General features: G+C 63.4%; 16 protein-coding genes and 2 tRNA genes. 15 read left to right on the top strand and 3 right to left on the bottom strand.

Annotated elements, in window-relative coordinates; all coding sequences use genetic code 11:
- Positions 1-23 precede the first annotated feature (23 nt).
- Positions 24-437: an RNA-binding protein gene (locus tag AAGD32_11015; protein ID MEM8874772.1), complete on the bottom strand. Its 414-nt coding sequence runs from the start codon at positions 435-437 to the stop codon at positions 24-26.
- Between the two features lie 651 nt (positions 438-1,088).
- Between AAGD32_11015 and AAGD32_11010 the strand changes: the two genes are divergently transcribed.
- Positions 1,089-2,861 carry a hypothetical protein gene (locus AAGD32_11010; protein MEM8874771.1) on the top strand — a complete coding sequence of 591 codons (1,773 nt, stop codon included), beginning with the start codon at positions 1,089-1,091 and terminating at the stop codon, positions 2,859-2,861.
- Between the two features lie 94 nt (positions 2,862-2,955).
- Here the strand turns inward: AAGD32_11010 and AAGD32_11005 are convergent, their stop codons facing one another.
- Positions 2,956-4,647 (bottom strand): oligosaccharide flippase family protein, encoded by a 1,692-nt coding sequence (locus AAGD32_11005; protein MEM8874770.1) that lies wholly within the window; start codon positions 4,645-4,647, stop codon positions 2,956-2,958.
- A 101-nt stretch (positions 4,648-4,748) separates the two neighbouring features.
- Positions 4,749-5,744 (bottom strand): D-2-hydroxyacid dehydrogenase, encoded by a 996-nt coding sequence (locus AAGD32_11000; GenBank protein MEM8874769.1) that lies wholly within the window; start codon positions 5,742-5,744, stop codon positions 4,749-4,751.
- 176 nt (positions 5,745-5,920) lie between these two features.
- Between AAGD32_11000 and AAGD32_10995 the strand changes: the two genes are divergently transcribed.
- The 14 genes from AAGD32_10995 to AAGD32_10930 all read left to right on the top strand — a co-directional run bounded on the left by AAGD32_10995 (position 5,921) and on the right by AAGD32_10930 (position 17,591).
- A tRNA-Thr gene (locus AAGD32_10995) sits at positions 5,921-5,992 on the top strand.
- A 185-nt stretch (positions 5,993-6,177) separates the two neighbouring features.
- Positions 6,178-7,371: an elongation factor Tu gene (tuf, locus tag AAGD32_10990; GenBank protein MEM8874768.1), complete on the top strand. Its 1,194-nt coding sequence runs from the start codon at positions 6,178-6,180 to the stop codon at positions 7,369-7,371.
- Between the two features lie 68 nt (positions 7,372-7,439).
- The gene (gene rpmG / locus AAGD32_10985; GenBank protein ID MEM8874767.1) at positions 7,440-7,610 is read left to right on the top strand and encodes a 50S ribosomal protein L33; all 171 of its coding nucleotides are present in this window, start codon (positions 7,440-7,442) and stop codon (positions 7,608-7,610) included.
- Positions 7,611-7,626: 16 nt separating this feature from the next.
- A tRNA-Trp gene (locus AAGD32_10980) sits at positions 7,627-7,699 on the top strand.
- 38 nt (positions 7,700-7,737) lie between these two features.
- Positions 7,738-8,202 carry a preprotein translocase subunit SecE gene (secE, locus tag AAGD32_10975; protein MEM8874766.1) on the top strand — a complete coding sequence of 155 codons (465 nt, stop codon included), beginning with the start codon at positions 7,738-7,740 and terminating at the stop codon, positions 8,200-8,202.
- A 50-nt stretch (positions 8,203-8,252) separates the two neighbouring features.
- Positions 8,253-8,939 carry a transcription termination/antitermination protein NusG gene (gene nusG / locus AAGD32_10970; GenBank protein MEM8874765.1) on the top strand — a complete coding sequence of 229 codons (687 nt, stop codon included), beginning with the start codon at positions 8,253-8,255 and terminating at the stop codon, positions 8,937-8,939.
- A 108-nt stretch (positions 8,940-9,047) separates the two neighbouring features.
- Complete coding sequence (locus tag AAGD32_10965; protein ID MEM8874764.1) at positions 9,048-9,353, top strand: hypothetical protein; 306 nt, start codon at positions 9,048-9,050, stop codon at positions 9,351-9,353.
- Positions 9,354-9,367: 14 nt separating this feature from the next.
- Positions 9,368-9,796, top strand: coding sequence for a 50S ribosomal protein L11 (rplK, locus tag AAGD32_10960; protein MEM8874763.1), 429 nt, complete (start codon positions 9,368-9,370; stop codon positions 9,794-9,796).
- 85 nt (positions 9,797-9,881) lie between these two features.
- A complete protein-coding gene (gene rplA / locus AAGD32_10955) occupies positions 9,882-10,607 on the top strand; it encodes a 50S ribosomal protein L1 (GenBank protein MEM8874762.1) in 726 nt (241 codons plus the stop codon).
- 24 nt (positions 10,608-10,631) lie between these two features.
- The gene (gene rplJ, locus AAGD32_10950; GenBank protein ID MEM8874761.1) at positions 10,632-11,159 is read left to right on the top strand and encodes a 50S ribosomal protein L10; all 528 of its coding nucleotides are present in this window, start codon (positions 10,632-10,634) and stop codon (positions 11,157-11,159) included.
- Between the two features lie 127 nt (positions 11,160-11,286).
- Positions 11,287-11,691 (top strand): 50S ribosomal protein L7/L12, encoded by a 405-nt coding sequence (rplL, locus tag AAGD32_10945; GenBank protein ID MEM8874760.1) that lies wholly within the window; start codon positions 11,287-11,289, stop codon positions 11,689-11,691.
- 131 nt (positions 11,692-11,822) lie between these two features.
- The gene (locus tag AAGD32_10940) at positions 11,823-12,665 is read left to right on the top strand and encodes a hypothetical protein (GenBank protein ID MEM8874759.1); all 843 of its coding nucleotides are present in this window, start codon (positions 11,823-11,825) and stop codon (positions 12,663-12,665) included.
- A 25-nt stretch (positions 12,666-12,690) separates the two neighbouring features.
- Complete coding sequence (locus AAGD32_10935) at positions 12,691-15,279, top strand: carbohydrate binding domain-containing protein (GenBank protein MEM8874758.1); 2,589 nt, start codon at positions 12,691-12,693, stop codon at positions 15,277-15,279.
- 53 nt (positions 15,280-15,332) lie between these two features.
- Positions 15,333-17,591, top strand: coding sequence for an amino acid permease (locus tag AAGD32_10930; protein ID MEM8874757.1), 2,259 nt, complete (start codon positions 15,333-15,335; stop codon positions 17,589-17,591).
- The last annotated feature ends 1 nt before the right edge of the window (position 17,592 follow it).

The raw sequence follows: 17,592 nt of genomic DNA, 5'->3' as shown, positions 1-17,592 counted from the left end.
GTTTGAAGGTTGAAGCGAGAGGCTTACCAGCGGTCGCCGCCGCCGCGACCGCCGCGGCCGCCGCCACCGCCACCGCCGCCGCGACGGCCACCGCCGCCACCGCCGCCGTAGCCACCACCGCCGCCGCCACCGCCGTAACCGCCACGGCCGCCGCCACCGCCACCGCGGTAGCCGCCACCACCGCCGCGATCTTCGCGGGGCTTGGCTTCGTTGACCTTGAGCGGGCGACCTTCGAAGTCGGCACCGTCAAGCTCTTCGGTGGCTTTGTTGGCCGCGTCGTCGGGCATGGTGACGAACGCGAAGCCGCGCGGGCGACCGGTCTCACGGTCGTACATCATGGCGAGGTCTTCGACTTCGCCGAACTCTTCGAAGATGGCACGCAGGCCTTCTTCGGTCGTGGTGAAGGGAATGTTTCCTACGTAAAGGCGCTTGCTCATTCTGAGCTCCTGAATGGACCACGTGGGTCCGGGTTTGAGCCAAACTGTTTCCTCGATCGCCGCAGCACTGAAGTTGCCGACACGCTCCGGGGCTGAGCACGGAAGCGCTTTGGGCAAAAGGCCGGTCAACCAGACCGGAGTGCACCTGCAAGGCACCTAGATCAAAAGGGGGGTCGAAGGGGAAGCGAAAGGCGAAATCCAAAAACGAAAGGTCCGGACAAGCTGTGATGCCGGGGTGACGGCGAGTTGTCCGAAGGTCAATCCGATCTGCGGCGTCCGAGCCGCGGTCAGTCCTGGGTCGACTCCGAGAACCCGTTGCAGGCCCCGAAGTGTTGCGAGCGTTCGACCCGTGCGTCGAACTCCGCTCGCATCTGCGGACATGGTAGCACGGTCGTAGCTGCCGCAAGTAAATATCGTGTCATGTCGTCTCGGGAAGTTTCGCCCCGTGGCGCAAGGGTGGCCGCTCCAAACTGCGAGACATTCTGTAACCGAAACTTTCCCGCTTGTGACGTATACCTCACTGGCAATAGGATCGCATTCCGGGAGGATTCCCGCCCGGCGAGCGACCTGTTCCGGTTCCGCCGACCACCTCGGTCGCCGCTCCCGTCAACTGAATATCAACCCCACACAACGACCCCGAAGGAGTCACCAATGTCATTGACCCTGACACCGAAAAAGTCTCTGCTCACTCTTGCCGCCGGCGTGACTGCCGCGTTTATCACGGCACCGGCTTTGGCCGAGATCGAGGAGCACATCCCCGAGGACGCCGTCATGGTCGTCCGTTTCAACGACCTGACCGAAACCAGTGCCAAGCTCGGCAAACTTTTCCAAGATTTGGGCATCACCGGTTTCGACCCGCAGCTTGAAGACCCTCTTGGTGCGATGCAGCAGCAAATGGGTGTGAACGATGGCCTCGACGGCGAGGGCGATGCGGCCTTCGTGGTGCTGCCGTTCGACCGCTCACCGGAAGACAGCGCGTTCATCCTCATGCCCGTCACGGACTACGCGGCATTCCTCGGTAACTTCGGTTCCGACGAGGTCGATGGCATCGCCGAGGTTCGCCCCGAGCAGGGCGGTCGGCTTTGGGTCATGAAGGTCAACGACGATTACGCGGCACTCACCGGCGCGGAAGGCGTTCTGGAAGACGTCGAGTTCGGCGGCTTCGAGTCGGGCGGGCTCTCCGGCGAGGCCTTCAACGGCCAAGACGCCATCCTCTACGCCAACTTCAGCAAGATCGGCGAACTGGTTCTGCCCGAGCTTGAGGAAGGCAAGGCCGAGATCATGCAGGAGATGCAGGACGAGCTGCGCGACAGCGACGAGGCCAAGTACGAGCCGATCGCCGAGGCCGCGATCAACCAGTTCTTCACGCTTGCCGAGACTTTCCTGAGTGAAACCAATGCGACGACGCTCGGCGTGTCCTTCGGCGAGACCGGCATCAACTTCCAGGTCATCGCCGACTTCGAGGAAGATTCCTACATCGGTGACACCGTGGGCAGCATGGGTGGCAGTGACGCCTCATTGCTCGCGGGCCTGCCGGAGATGAACTATTTCATGTTCGGCGGCGGCATCGGTGACCCGGAGGTCGGTCTCGAGGTGATGGAAGACATCTTCGGGCCGATCGTCGAAGCGACCGAGGGCGTCGAGCAGGACGAGTGGACCAAGATCGGCCTCGACTACTACAGCGGCCTGGTTGACATCGTCGCCGCGACCGAGGGCAGCTCGTTCGGCGTGATCGTCCCGCAGGGCGATCTCGGCGTCGATCCGTTGGTTCAGTACGTCTCGATCAGCTACGGCGACGGCGAGAAGATCATGGCTGCCACGACCAAGATGCAGTCGATCGGTCAGGATCTCATGCAGCAAATCGGCGTGATCGCCGGCGGCAACGCACAGATGCCCGAGATCACCTACAAGCAAAACGCCAAAACCATCGCGGGTGTCCAGCTCGACAGCATCACGCAGGCCCCGACCCCCGGTGGCCCGGAGACCATGATCTTCGGCCCCGACGGCATGGTTCAGTACTTCGGCGTCGCCGATGGCAGCATGATTCAGTTCAGCGGCCTGTCCGACGCGGATGCCGAGACGTTCATCAACGCGGTCAAGGCCGGCGGCGATCCGCTGGTTGACGCGCCCGGCGTTGCCGGCGTCAGTGACCAACTCCCCGACGAGCGTGTCGCGGTGATGTACTTCCGGCTCGACGAGTTGGTCCGTACGGTCGGCGACACGGCCCAGCAGTTCGGCATGCCCGTGCAGGTCAACATGCCGCCCGATCTGGCTCCGCTGGGTGTCGCGGTGTCCAGCGATGACAGCGCGTTGATCATCGATGGCTTCCTGCCGAGCGACACGCTCCAGGCGCTGGTCGCCCAAGGCATGCAGACATTCATGCAGATGCAGGGCGGCGGTCGTGGTGCCGGCGGCGGTCTCTAACCAACGTTCCGCACGTGTGGCCATGAAAATGGGCCGATGAACGCCATCGCGTGTTCGTCGGCCCTTTTCGTTTATCCGATCCAATCTGGCGTTTTCATTCCCGTTTTCGGGCTTTCTGGACGCTACGGGCCGCGAGTGGTGCCCAGGTGGCGACGACCAGCACGATCGCGACGGCCATCGCGAGCAACGCGCTGCCGGTGGATCGTTCGATGTGAAATGCCGCCAATGCCGAGCCGATGGCGGTGATCATGAGAAGCACCGTGAACCACGCGTCGAGCCAGAGCCCGGGAAGGTTTTCGAGGTGGGCTGCGATGGCCATGAGTGCGTAGCGGACCAACTCCGAGAGCACGACGCCGAGGATCGCGCCCTGAATCGGCGTGATGTAGTCGATCTGGCTGCCGACCTGGAAGCCCATGAGCACGCCGGCGAAAAGCGAGATGACCTTGCCGGCGTTGGCGACCGCGAGCCACATCGGTTTGCCCAATGCGAGGATGGCCGAGCGGATGGGTTCGCCGATGACCTGGAACCACGCCATGATGGCGAGCAGTTGCAGCATCCAGCCGGCCTCGTGGGCCTCGGGCGGGTAGATCAGCTCGATCATCGGTCGACCCGCGGCGAACAGGCCCGCGACCGTCAGTGCGCCGGCCATCAGCACGGCCTTGTGAACCTTGTGGTACACCTGATCGAATCGCGGCCGATCGTGCTGAAGTCGGGCGTAGCCGGGGAACAACACCTGGCCGCCGAGTTTCTGGATGATCATCACCGGCAGGGACGCGAACATGAGTGCGATCGTGTACACGCCGAGTTCGGCCTTGCTGACTTGGGCGCCGAAGACCAGCCGGTCGGTCTGCAACGCAAGGAAAGTGAGCGTGGTGCTCACGAAGATCCACTTGCCGAACTTCAGAAGTTCCTGCGCGGCGGATTGGTCCCATTGCAGTTTCCGTCCGTCGCCCTTGCCGAGGAATGTGTGCGTCAGCACGGTGTAGATCAGCGTCGACGCGACCACCGGAACGGCCAGCGCCCACACGTCGGAGCTGATGAACTGTGCCCAGACGATCATCAGGATGACGCTGATGATTTGTTGGAGGGTTTGGAGGGCAACGACCTTGCCGAGCTGGAGCTTGCGGTTGAGCTGGAAGATCGCGGTGTGGTCAAAGCCGCGAAACAGGGCGTTGATCGCGACGACGGGGACGAGGTAAATCAGTTCCGGGGTGTCGTAGATCCAGGCGGCCGGGTAGGCGATCGCGCAACCGATGAGCCAGAGCGCGATGCCGCGCAAGACCTGGATGGTCCACGCGGTGTTGAGGAAGGCTTTGTCGTCGCCGCGTGGGTTCTGGATGATCGCCGGCCCGATGCCGACGTCGGAGAACATCTGCAGACCCTGAACGGCGATATTGACCAGGGCCATGATGCCGAAGATGGCGGCCGGGTCGTTGTCGGTGCCCCTGAGGTTGTGAGCGAAAATCCAGAAGAGGGCGACATTGCCGCCGAACCGCAGGCCTTGTTGCGTGAGGTAGCCGGCGAAGCTCCAGATGCCGGAGTTGATGGCCCGGCTTCGCAGCCCGTCGAGGCCGCCCTCGTCTTCATCGCCGATGTTCGGTGCGGCAAACTCCGGTGATGCGTAGTCCGGAGTAGGCGGTTCCTGCCGGTCCGACGCACGCCGGCGCGGCGGATCGCCTGCCGGGTCGTCGGGCGTGTTCGGGATGTCGTCGGCGTGCTCGGACATGGTCCAACAGCCCGGCCCGCGGCGCAACGACAGCGCACCGGAAACCGGGATCGTCTCCATGTTGTCTATCGGACGATCTGCCGGGGTCGATCCACCAATGGCGGGGGCATTTCGCCCACGTTCCGCAACATGCCGCGATTGCCGGGGGTGCCGATCGCCGGTCAGACGATCCGATCGGTCAGCGGTTCCCCGGCCAGAAGGCGCTCGAAGTTGGCCAGGAAGTGCCCCACGAGCACCGAATCCTCGCGTTGCAGTCCGCCTGCGACGTGGGGCGTGATGTAGCACCGCGGTGCGTCCCACAGCGGGTCTGACGCCGGCAACGGCTCCGGGTCGGTCACATCGAGCCAAGCTTGCTGCAACCGACCCGCCTGCAACGCCGCGATCAGCGCCTGCTGATCGGTCGTGCTGCCGCGGCCGATCGAGTAGTAGCACGCCGAGGGTCGGATCAAGCCGAGCCGCTCCGCGTTGAAATAGTGGGTCGTCCCCGGGTGGGCCGGCAGGATGTTGACCACATGGTCCGCCCGGGCGAGCAGGTCGTTCACGGCCGACTCGTCGTCGGTTTCGATGATCGGGATGGCTTCATCGCCCCGTGCCCGGCGCCGGACGCCGACGATCTCGACGTTGAACGGTGCGAGAAGTTGCACGAGCCCGATCGCGATCGCGCCGTAACCGAAGATCGCGACGGTGCCGGTCAGCAGGTGGGTGATGCCGCGGACCTTGTCGTACTCCCACTTGTGCCGGGCGGCGGCATCGGCGGATTCGGGCAGTGCGCGCCGACCGGCGAGGATTTGGGCCAGAACGTGTTGGGCGCACGGCTCGTCGTACACCCCGCTGGCGTTGGTTAGTGGAATCCGCCGGTCGGTGAAATGGTTGCGAACTTCGTCGTTGTCGTAGCGGGTGTAGCCGGCCGTGGAGAGCGCGGCCCATCGAAGCCGATCGTTGTCGAGCAGGTCGCTGACCACCGGCTGGCCGAACACAACGTCCGCCGACCGGCATTTTTCGCACGGCGAGGCCAGTGTCAGGTTGCTTTCGGTGCCCCCGTCGGGGCGGAGTAGCTCGTGTCCGTCGAGACCGGCCTTGAGCCGTTTCTCGCCCTCGGCATCGAACAACTGGCCGACCCAGACACGCAGCGATGGACCTGACGATTCGCTCGGCATGGTCGATGGTGTAGCGGCCTCGCAACACATCTTCAACGACGAACCAAACCGTCTTCTGCGACGATTGACATGTTGCGACCCGTGCTTAGTATCCCCGACCCCTCGGGCGTGGGTGTGCAATTGTCAAGCGGCGAAGGTCGTGGAATTGGGTGCAAACCACGTCCGAACTCGTGTTCGCTTCCATAGCTCAGTGGTAGAGCGCATCCTTGGTAAGGATGAGGTCCTGGGTTCAAATCCCAGTGGAAGCTTGTTGGTGCGGGGGCGCGTCGGGATTCGGTGCTGGCCACGGACGTAAACCGTTCGGCGCGGTTGCCGATGGTCGCCGCGGTCCTATGGTTCGCTTCGCCGTCGACGAGGGTTGGCGGCGCGACCGGTTTGCCGGTCCGTTAACTAACGATTCGCAACTTCATCCCACTCTTAGAAGGATCATCCGATGGCAAAGGGCGTATTTGAGCGCACGAAACCCCACGTCAACGTGGGCACGATCGGTCACATCGACCACGGTAAAACCACGCTGACTGCGGCGCTCAGCGCCCGCAGTGGCTCGAAGTACGGCACCTCGGCCAAGTCCTACAAGGACATCGCCAAGGGCGGTATCGACCGCGACTCCACCAAGACCGTCACCATCGCGGCGGCCCACGTGGAGTACGAGTCCGACGAACGGCACTACGCCCACGTCGACTGCCCCGGCCACGCCGACTACGTCAAGAACATGATCACCGGTGCTGCCCAGATGGACGGTGCCATCCTCGTGGTCTCGGCCGCCGATGGTCCGATGCCCCAGACCCGTGAGCACATCCTGCTCGCCCGGCCGGTGGGCGTGCCGAAGATCGTCGTCTTCCGGAACAAGGTCGACCTCGTCGACGACGAAGAGCTCCTCGAGCTCGTCGAGATGGAAGTCCGCGAGCTGCTGAGCACCTACGGCTTCGACGGCGATGATGCCCCGGTCGTCAAGGGCTCGGCCCTGCCGGCGTTCGAGAACCCCTCGGACGACGCCGCCTGTGCCTCGATCGATGAACTCGTCAAGACCCTCGACGAGTACATCCCGATGCCCGAGCGTGAGCAGGACAAGCCGTTCCTGATGCCGATCGAAGACGTCTTCTCCATCAAGGGCCGCGGTACCGTCGGCACCGGTCGTATCGAGCGTGGTACGGTCAAGATGGGCGAGGAAATCGAGATCGTCGGTCTGGCCGACACCCGCAAGACCACCGTCACGGGTATCGAGCAGTTCAACAAGACCATGGACGAGGGCATCTCCGGTGACAACGCCGGCATCCTGCTCCGTGGCGTTGAAAAGGATGAGCTCCAGCGTGGCCAAGTGTTGTGCAAGCCCGGCTCGATCACGCCCCACACCAAGTTCGAGGGCGAGGTTTACGTGCTGAAGAAAGAGGAAGGCGGTCGTCACACGCCGTTCTTCACCGGCTACAAGCCGCAGTTCTACTTCCGCACCACCGACGTGACCGGCTCGGCCGAGCTCGTGGGTGCCGAGATGGTCATGCCCGGCGACAACATCAAGATGGTCGTCACCCTCGGCAAGCCCATCGCCATGGAAGAGCAGCTCCGCTTCGCCGTGCGTGAAGGCGGCAAGACCGTCGGCTCCGGCGTCGTCACCAAGGTCATCGAGTAATCGTTGGCCCACCCAAACCCCCGGCGATGTGGTTGATCCCGCGTCGCCGGCCTTAAAGGAAACCCGAGATGGCTAAAGACAATCGCGAAAACGTCTGGTGGCAGTGCAAGGAAACCGGCGAGCTGAACTACCGCACCAACATCAAGGTCGTCGGTCAGGACAGTCAGACCAAGCTTGAGGTCAAGAAGTACTGCCCCAAGCTTCGCAAGCACACGATGCACAAGATCAAGCGCAAGTAAGCACGACTTGCCCGCCACGCCAGTAGCTCAATTGGCAGAGCGACGGTCTCCAAAACCGTAGGTTGGGGGTTCGATTCCCTCCTGGCGTGCTGAACCGACTGGTAATCCGAGACTTGGAACCCACAGCATGGCCTCTGCCGAACCCATCAAGAAGAACGAAGACGGCGGCGGACTGCTCCGCGTCTACAAGCCCGGCCGTGGGTACTGGACCCGCCTGTGTACTGGGCTCGGTGCCGCCTTGGTCATCGTCCTGTTCTCGTTCTGGTTCCTCAATCTCGAACTCAACCGCTTCGAGTACTTCCGCACCAACAACGCCGTTCGCTATGGTGTCCTCGGGGCGGTCGCTGCCTTGTTGGCGTTGGTCACTTGGTGGTTCATCAATCGCCCGAAGAACGCCGAGTTTCTCATCGAGACCGATGGCGAGATGAAGAAGGTGAACTGGACCAGCCGCAAGGAACTGGTCGGCTCCACGCAGGTCGTGGTGATCTTCATGTTCTTCATCGCGATCATCCTGTTCTTTTTTGATATCTTCTTCGGCTTCTTGTTCCACTGGATCGGCATCCTCGAGGCGCCGCCATTCACGTTCGACTAAGCACCGATATTCTCCGGCCGTCACGCAGTAGCTCGAGAGGGCACCTCACTATGTCCGACCAAGACGCCAACGATTCCCCCTTGCTCGCCGATCCCATCGATCCGGTCGATCAAGCTGCCACCGAGCCCGCTGCCGCCGAGACCCGTCAGCCGGCACCGACGCCCCAACCCGATTCGGCTGTCAATCCCCGGTTCAAGTTCTACGTCCTCCGCGTGGCGTCCAACAAAGAAGACCGCGTGAAGAATGCCATCGACCGCAAGGTCAAGATCGAGGGCGTCGAAGAGAAAGTCGGCCGCGTTCTGGTTCCCACCGAGCGTGTTCGCAAGATGAAAGCCGGCGTCCGCAAGGAATACGACCAGAAGCTCTACCCCGGCTACGTCTTCATCGAGCTCGAGCCCGACGAGAATGGTATGATTCCTCAGGACGTCTGGTTCATGGTCAAGGAGACCGAGGGCGTGGGCGACTTCATCCAGGCCAGTGGCAAGCCCCAGCCGATGAGCCGGGTCGACCGCGACAAGATGCTCGAAGTCGCCGAGAAGAAGCCCGAGGAGCAGGCCAATCTCAAGACCGAATACAAGAAGGGCGACCGCATCAAGGTCACCGATGGTGCGTTCGAGAACTTCGAGGGCGAGGTCGACGAGATCGTCCCCGACAAGGGCGTGGTCCGCATCATCACCACGATCTTCGGCCGCCCGACGCCGCTGGAGCTGGAGTACTGGCAGATCGAACGGGTGTGATCCGTGCTGTAAGCACGCCTTCTTTACAAAAACTTCCGTGATCACCCGCGCCGTCGCCCGCGATCGCGCCTATCGTGCCGACCCGCTTGAGACAGTGGGGAGACACCCATGACCCGTTTCAACGTCTATGGCACGCGCATCGGCGACGTGCACCGGAATGTTCGGGGCGGCGTTACGGGTTTGCCCGCTTGGGGAAGGTTCATCGTCACGCTCGCGGCGTTGCCCGGCTTGGCGTTGCTCGCCTTCGCGATCGTGATCGGGCTGCTCGCCTTGCTGGTGCTGTTGCTCACGGCGGGCGTGGCGTTCTGGCTGGTGATGAAGGTCAACGGTCTGTTCGCCGGCGGTGGAGAAACTCGGGACACGCGCCGACCCCATAGCAAACGCGTCGACGTCACGGTGTTGGATTCGGAATAGAAAGCGATACTCAGATGGCCAAGAAAGAAGTCGTCAACCAGTTCAAGATCATGGCCCCAGGCGGCACCGCGACCCCCGCGCCCCCGATCGGCCCCGCGCTCGGCCAGTACGGCGTGAACCCCGGCCAGTTCATCACGCAGTTCAACGCCGCCACCGCCCAACTCAAGGGCAAGATGGTCGGCGTCGTGATCACGACCTTCAAGGACCGTTCGTTTGAGTTCGAGGTCAAGTCCAGCCCAGCCAGCACATTGATCATGGAAAAGGCCAAGATCAAAAAGGGCAGCGGCGTCCCCCACACCGAGAAGGTCGGCAAGATCACCATGGACGACTGCCGTGCGATCGCCCAGGAGAAGTTCGCCGACATGAACGCCTTCGATGTCGACAAGGCCGCCCTCCAAATCGCCGGCACCGCCCGCAGCATGGGCGTGGACGTGGAGGGGTAACCAAACTATGAAAGCCCACGCCTTCAGGCGTGGGTTCGCCAAACCACGGGCGTAGAACAGTGGAAGCTCCCAACGAGCGAAAGACATGTCTGAAGAAACAACAACCAAGAAACGGGCCCGGAGCAGCCAACGCCGCCCGGGCAAACGTACCAAGGCCGCCCGGGCCAACGTTCCGGATCAGCCCGTTCCCCTCGCCGCGGCCATCGAACTCGTCAAGGGCTTCCAAGGCCCGAAGTTCGACCAGAGTGTGGAACTGATCTTCAACCTCGGCGTCGACGTCAAGCAGGCGGACCAGATGGTGCGTTCGAGCATCTCGCTGCCCCACGGCATCGGCAAGAGCAACCGTGTCGTTGCGTTCGTCGACGAGTCCAACAAGCAGGCCGCCCTCGAAGCTGGTGCCATCATGGCCGGCGGTGAGGACATGGTCGGCGAGATGGAGAAGGCGAACTTCACCGACTTCGACGTCGCCGTCGCCGAGCCGAGCATGATGCGGCACGTCGGCAAGCTCGGTAAAGTCCTTGGCCCCAAGGGTCTGATGCCCAGCCCCAAGGCCGGTACCGTCACGGCTGACCCGGTCACCGCGATCAAGGAATATGCCGCCGGTAAGCAGGAGTTCCGTGCCGACGCCGGCGGAAACGTTCACACGCTCATTGGCAAGGCCAGCTTCGATACGCCCAAGCTCGTCGAAAACGCCGAGGCCTTGATCGCTGAAGTCAAGCGTCTCAAGCCCGAGAGCAGCAAGGGCGTGTACATGAAGAAGGCCGTCGTGAAAGCGACGATGACCCCCGCCGTGGAACTCCAGGTTTCGTAACTCGTTTTCGTAAAGGACAAGACCATGAGCAAGCGCATCAAAGCACTCATCGAAAGCGAATACCACGACGAGTTCACGGGCATCGACTCGGTCGCCGTCGTCAACCCCCGCGGCATCCCCGCCAACGACACCAACAAGCTCCGCGGCAAGCTCAGCGAAGCCGGCGTCAAGATGCGGGTGGTCAAGAACACTCTCGCCCGCCGGGCCGCCAGCGAAACCAGTCTCGACGGCTTCGACACCCTCCTCGACGGGCCGTCGGCGTTGGTCTACCCGACCGATCCGAACGTCGCCATCTCGGCCGTCGCCCGGGCCCTGGTCGATGCCAAGAAAGAGATCGGCACGCTCGAGTTTCGCGGCGTCTTCTTCGACGGCGCGATCTTCGAGGGCGACGCCGGCATGACGCAGGTCAGCAAGCTGCCGACCCGCGAGGAAGCCATCGGGAACGTCGTCACCGCCGCGCTGAGCCCTGCCCGCAACCTCGTCGGCGCCATCGCCGCACCGGGTAGCAATGTCGCCGGCATCCTCAAGACCATCGAGGACAAAGGCGAGTAACCCCAAACGATTCACTGACTCCTCGCCTGGACTGTCCCGAACGGGTTAAAGCGTCGCACCGTGCGACAAGCTCTCCGGCGAAGTCTTCGACACGCACCGTCCACGTCACGGACGAAGGAAAATAATCATGGCCGAAGAAGCCACCAAAGAGTTTGATCAAGACATCAAGGACCTCGGCGAGAAGATCGTCGGTCTGACCCTCAAGCAGGCCGTGGATCTCGCGGACTACCTCAAGCAGGAGCACGGCATCGAGCCCGCCGCCGGTGGTGGCGTGATGATGGCCGCCCCGGCCGATGGTGGCGGCGAAGCCGCCGAAGAGAAGACCGAGTTCGACGTCGTCCTCAAGGCCGCCGGCGGCAACAAGATCGCCGTCATCAAGGTCGTTCGCACCGCGACGGGCCTGGGCCTCAAGGAAGCCAAGGAGATGGTCGAAGGCGCGCCCAAGACCATCAAGGAAGCCGCTTCCAAGGAAGACGCCGACAAGCTCGCCGAAGAGCTCAAGGAAGCCGGCGCCGAAGTCGAGCTCAAGTAAGCCCGACCACGTTCCTCCGTCGACCCACACCCAAGACCCCCGAACGCCCGTGCTGCCCGGCAGCGCGGGCGTTCGGTTGCGCTGGGGCTTGACCGCTGAATGCTGGGCGAACGTGTGTTACGCTCCTCGGCATGCTGACTACCGCGATCGTTGTTGTCGGGCTGTGTCTCGTCCCGCCGCCGCAGCCCGATGCGGATGCGTTTCCGGGGGAGCGGGTGGTGACGTCGGAGACGCCGCAGGCGACTTGGCCGCCGGAAGAGCCCGGGAAGCCCGACACCGAAGACGGCATCGAACTTGTGGTTCATCCGCCGAGCTGGACGCTCCAACGCATGCGTCTCTCGGAGATGCCCGAGAACGTCCGCACCGGTGCCGACCGTGTCGGGACCAACTCCATCTGTCGGCTCAACTACGAATGGTGGTGGTGGGATGAGACGGTGTGGAACTATGAGAAGGAGCCGGGGTTGTTCGAGGCGTACGTTGTCGTGACTCACCTTCACGCCGAGGTTCGGCTGCACACCGACTACTACGTGCTCCCGGAAACTAAGGAGCCCCAGATCGCTTTGGAGCGGGGCTATCACGACATCGCGCTGGCGTACTACGACATCTTCGACGACGCGATCGGCCGGGTGCTCCGTGAGAAGGTGGTGGGTCGGCGGATCGTCGGCTACGGCGCGACGGAGGAGGAGGCGGTCGACGATGCCACCAAACGGCTCAACGCCATCGCCGATGCCGAGCTGGAGTTGATCATCACCGACCGCCGGCTCGAAACCAACCGCCGATACTTTGAGCTCACCGACGAGCTGACCAACACTGATGTGGATGTCGCCGAGATGGTCGCCGCGGCGCTTGCCGCGACGATCGGGAGCGATGAGCACGCGAGGTACGTCGAGTACGGGGACGACCCGTTGTTGCACCCGACCGGTATGCCCGATGAGGTAGCACCGCCCGCGACCCAACCTTCGGACGACGAGTAGGTCGATGATGCACTTACGTTCCAAGTTGTTCGTTGTCGCCGTGCTGCTCGTGGTGCCGGTCTATGCCCAGCACTCGCCGGTCGAGGAAGACTGGTTCGAGTTTGTCATTCCGACATTGGCGGACGCGGGTACGACCGGCACGCCGATCGACCTGTCCGTGCTGAACACCAAGCCGGCGGGCGGCAACGGGTTTCTTCGGTCCGATGATCAGGGCCGGATCGTTGACGGCGCGGGCAACGTCGTGCGGCTCTTCGGCACCAACATCTGCGACTGGCACGCGATGCCGCCCAAGGAACTCGCGCCTCGTATCGCCGATCGACTGGCTCAACTCGGCGTCAACTTCATTCGCCTGCACTACTACGACTGGACTTTCGCACCCGAAGGCATCCTCGCCAAGGACGGCACCACCGCCGATCCCGGGAAGCTCGACCAACTTCACAAGCTCGTCGCCGAACTCAAGTGGGCCGGCATTTACGTCGACATCAACCTCCACGTCGCTCGTCGCATCCCGGGCACGCCCGAGTCCTGGCCGAACGCGATGTCCAAAGGCATCGACCGTGTCGTCCCGGCGCTGATCGAGGACCAGAAGCGGTTTGCCGAGTCGGTGCTGCTGCCGGTCAATCCGTACACCGGCCTCGCGCTCATCGCCGACCCCGCCGTCGCGGTGATCGAGATCAACAACGAAAACTCGCTGATGGCCGGCTGGTGGACCATGCTCGGCGGATTGCCCGCGGAGGTCGGCGAGCCTTTGCGGGTGCGGTGGAACGATTGGATTGCCCGGCGGTACGACGGCACCGAAGCGCTGCGGATGGCTTGGAACACGGGCTTGACGCCGCGGGGCGCGAACGTGTTGCGTAACGGTGATCTTGTTGCCGGCATGGACGGCTGGGATCTTGAGGCGGGTGGTGGAGCGGTCGCGACCGCCGACGTCGCGGACGGCGTGCTTACCTGGGCCGCGACTCAGCCGGGCGCGAACGAGTGGTCTCACCAGTTGCACCAGACGAGCCTGCCCGTCGAACACGGTAAGGACTACGTTCTGCGTTTCCGTGCGCGTCGTGTTGCCGGTGATGGCGATCCCAGGGTCCGGTTGATGCACCAGCAGGCGCCGTGGAACAGCGTGTCGTCGTCGGTCCCGTTGCGACTGACGCGAGCGTGGCAGACGTTCGAGTTGAGTTGGCGGATCGATAACCCGAGCGGCACGCCGGTGCGATTGAGTTTTGACCTTTTGAACCAGCCGATGACGGTCGAACTCGCGGAGATATCGCTGGCTCCGGGGGCGTTGCCCGGGCTGCGCGAGGGCGAATCGCTCGAAGCTCGGAACATCCCGATGCCGGGCGTGAGCGGCAACGGTAATGCACTGGCCGACTTCCGACGTTTCTGCATGGAGCTCGAACTCGAATACACGGCAGAGATGGTGCGCTTCCTGCGCGAAGACCTGGGCGCACAGGCGATGCTTCTCGATACGCAGGTCAACTACGGCGGCGGTGTCGGGCTGGTCCGCGAACGTACGCTCACCGACATCGACGATCTGCATGGCTACCCGACCCACCCGCAAGACGTGACCGGGCCGGACGGCGTGCGCACCTGGCGGGTCGAGCACAAGTCGTTCGTCGGCGAGGCGTTCGAAAACCTGCCGGGCATCGCACGATGGCAAGCACCCGACCGGCCGTTGTTTCTGACCGAGTTCGACATGAATCCCCCGTCGCCTTACTCGGCGGAGATCTACCCGATGCTCGCGGTGATGAGTGCCTATCAGGGCTGGGACGCGATCGGCGAATACGCCTGGCTCAACTTTCAAACCACTTACGAGCCGACCGCCAGCGCCCACCCGTTCCACACGTCGGGCGTAACGCACCAAGTCGCGTTCATGCCGACTGCGGCGCTGCTGTACCGCAACGGGCTTGTCCGCGAGGCGCAGTCATCCGCCACACTGACCGTGCACGAACAAGACATGCTCGAAGCCGACCTCGGCTGGACGCCGCTCGACGCGATGTGGCAAGCGCAAGGCTTCGGGCACGACCAAGGCTTTCGGCAGAAACTCCTTCTCGAACTCGTGCCCGGTAGCGGGGCACCGACCGTCGACGGCACGCCCGTTCCTGGCGGCGAGCAGATCATCGTCAGCGACACCGGCGAGATCCGGCTCGACCGCACTATCCCCGGACGCGAACGCATGGTCGTCAACACCCCGCAGGCGAAACTCGCGATCGGCCACACGCTCGGTGCCGAGATCGACTGGGGTAACGTTGGCCTGACCGTGGATCGGGCCGGCGGACGTAACGACACCTACGCCAACGTCACCCTTGTCGCGCTCGACGACACGCCGGTCGATCGGAGCGACTCGCTGCTGTTGACGGTGGTGTCCACCGCGTACGGGGCGGGTTGGGAGTTTGTCGATGAGGAACTGACGACCGTTCGCATGGGGCCTGGGCCGATGCGTGTCGAACCGACGGCGGTTACGCTGACGCTGCCCGGCGACGGTTGGGCGCTCGTGCCGCTCGACGGCAGCGGGCGGCCGATGGACGTCGTTGTTGCCGATGACACCGCTGATGACGGGCAGAGCGTGTTGAACACTGCGGGACTCGAGTCGGTGTGGTTTCATCTGGTCCGAATGTGACCGGCCGTGATTGGGCGATGGCAATGTGCCACGCTTCGCTATAGTCGCCGGCCATGACTGAAGCTGCCTCGCCCGACGCCAACACGACAGGGGCCAAGAAATCCAAGATGGCCAAGACGCTTGGCTTGTGGGATGTCTATGCGATCAGCACCGGCGCGATGTTCAGTGCCGGCTTCTTCCTGCTGCCCGGCCTGGCCACCGCGTACTCCGGGCCCAGCACCTACCTGTCGTACTTCCTCGCCGGCCTGTTGATGATCCCGGCGTTGTTGAGCATCGCGGAACTTTCCACGGCGTTGCCGAGGGCCGGCGGTTCGTATTACTTCCTCGACCGCGCGCTCGGGCCGGCGGTCGGCACGATCGGCGGCATCGGCACCTGGCTGGCACTTGTGCTCAAGTCCGGCTTCGCCCTGCTCGGCATGGGCGCGTATCTCGCGATCACGCCATACATCAAGGAGTTCATTCCAGGTGATGAGGCCGACCGGCTCATCGCCATTAAGGCGCTCGCCGTGGCGCTCACGGTGGTCTTCACCGGGCTCAACATTTTCGGTGCCAAGGAGTCGGCCAAGCTGCAGGGCATCCTCGTCATCGTGCTGTTGGGCGTACTCGCATTTTTCGTCGCGCAGGGCTTGCTGCACGTCTTCTTCGAACTGCCCGAAGGTCAGTTGCGTGAGCAAAACACACCGTTCTTCCACCAGGAGTACGGGCTCGGCGGGATGTTCAGCACGATCGGCTTGGTCTTTGTCTCGTACGCGGGTCTGACGAAAGTGGCGAGCGTCAGTGAGGAGGTGAAACGCCCCGATCGCAATCTGCCTTTGGGCATGATCCTCTCGCTCATCACGGCGACGAGTGTCTACGTGCTGGGCGTGTTCATCATGGTCGCGGTGCTCAACCCCGACGAGTTGCGTAGCGACCTGACACCGGTGGCGACCGCGGCCGACGCGTTCTTTGACTGGCTGCCGTACCCGGCCGGATTGATCCTGATTGTGCTTGCGGCGTTGGCGGCGTTCGCGTCGACGGGCAACGCCGGCATCATGGCCGCGAGCCGGTACCCGTTTGCCATGTCGCGTGACCGGCTGATCCCGCCGGTGTTCGAGAAGCTGGGCCGATTCAAGACGCCGGTGCCGGCGATCCTGGTCACAAGCGGGGCGATGATCTTCTTCATCATCGTCCTTGACGCTGAGGGCGTGGCCAAGGCCGCGAGCGTGTTTAACTTGCTGGTGTTCATGCTCATCAACCTCGCGGTCATCGTGATGCGCGAGAGCCACATCACCGGCTACGACCCGGGCTTCCGCTCGCCGCTGTACCCGTGGACGCAAATCCTCGGCACGCTCATCTGCGGCTGGCTCGTCTACCAGATCGGCGGGGCGGCGATCATCATCACGCTCGGCGTCGTGATCGCGTCGGCGCTCTGGTACTACTACTACGCCCAGAAGCGTGTCGAGCGCGACGGGGCCATCTACCACTGGTTCGAGCGACTCGGGCAGCGGCGTTATGACGATATCGAGACCGAGTTCCGCGAGATCCTCAAGGAGAAAGGTGCCCGCGCCACCGACCCGTTCGACGCGACCGTGGCTCGGGCGAAGGTGGTCGAGCTCGAACCCGACGACGAACTCGATGTTTGGATCGAGAAGTCCGCCGACGCGCTCGCGCCGCTGCTGCCGATCAGCCGCGAAAGGATCATCGAGGAGTTCGAGGACTCGGCCCATCGCGGGCCGGCGGTCATCGAGCACGGTGCGATGCTCCCGCACTTCCGATTGCCCGAGATCGAGCGGACGAGGCTCGTCCTGGCTCGAAGTCGCACGGGCATCCAGATCAACGGCCGACAGATCCACGCTGCCTTCTTCCTCGTGAGCCCCGATGACAAGCCCGCCCAGCACCTGCGAGTCCTCGGGCAACTCGCCGCGAAGATCGAGGATGAGACCTTCCTCGAGCGTTGGCTCAAGGCCAAGGATGTGTTGGAGATCAAGGAAGTCCTGCTACGCGAGGAGCAGTTCCTCGCGATCCACCTCGAGCCCGGAACGCCCGCCGGCGACCTGATCAACCAGCCGCTCATGAATGCGAACCTGCCCGAGGGCACGCTGGTGGCCATGGTCCGACGCAAGGACAACGTCTTTGTTCCTCGCGGCAAGACCGTCCTCCGCGACCAGGACCGCCTCACCATCATCGGCGACCTCGAAGGCATCCGCAAAACCAGCAAGCGGTTCTTCGCCAAGGCCGGCAGCAACGGTGACCCGGCCTCAAGTAAGAACGGTGATGCGGGGGCCGGCAAGTCCGAGGACGTTCCCGCCGCGGACCCACAGGACAAGTCGTAAC

The organism is Planctomycetota bacterium (assembly GCA_039182125.1).
GTDB lineage: Bacteria > Planctomycetota > Phycisphaerae > Tepidisphaerales > Tepidisphaeraceae > JBCDCH01.
Note: the sequence above shows the minus strand (reverse complement) of the source record. Positions and strands in the feature narration are given on the sequence as shown.